Genomic DNA, 544 nt, shown 5'->3' on the forward strand with positions numbered 1-544 from the left:
CTTACATTCATATCTGATTAGTAAGCCCGACCATTGGAAAATCTATGTTAATGACCTATATAAAAGAAGTAAAAATGGAAGGGATGCTACAGCAAATATTTTAAAAGAACTTATAGAAAATGGATATGTAACAAGAAAACCTTGTAGAGATTCTAATACTAATAAAATGCTTGGAGGGTATGATTATGAAGTATATGAGATACCACTTGAAAATCCTCAGAAGCTAAAATCCCGAAAAACTGATTTCCCGGAAACCGGATTTCCCGGAAACCGGGTTTCTCGGAAACCGGAAAACACGGAAGTAGTAAGTAATGACTTTAAAGTAAGTAATGATGTTACTACTATTGTTATTAATGAACAACCTCAACAAGATAAAACCACCTATATAAAAAAATACTTTGAAAAATATATAGGTGTGATTACTCCTAACAACTTCTTAGAGTTACTAAGTTATTTAGATGATGGCATGGAAGCTGAGGTTATCATAAGAGCTATTGATGAAGCAATAGCGAATGGAGTTAAGAATTATAAATACATTAAAACA

General features: G+C 32.0%; 1 protein-coding gene. It reads left to right on the forward strand.

Annotated features, from left to right (window positions below; genetic code table 11):
* The coding region (locus KGF39_RS19450; RefSeq protein WP_227823573.1) for a DnaD domain protein at positions 1-544 on the forward strand (544 nt) is incomplete at both ends.

The sequence above is a fragment of the Clostridioides sp. ZZV14-6345 genome (assembly GCF_020657775.1).
GTDB classification, from domain to species: domain Bacteria; phylum Bacillota; class Clostridia; order Peptostreptococcales; family Peptostreptococcaceae; genus Clostridioides; species Clostridioides difficile_D.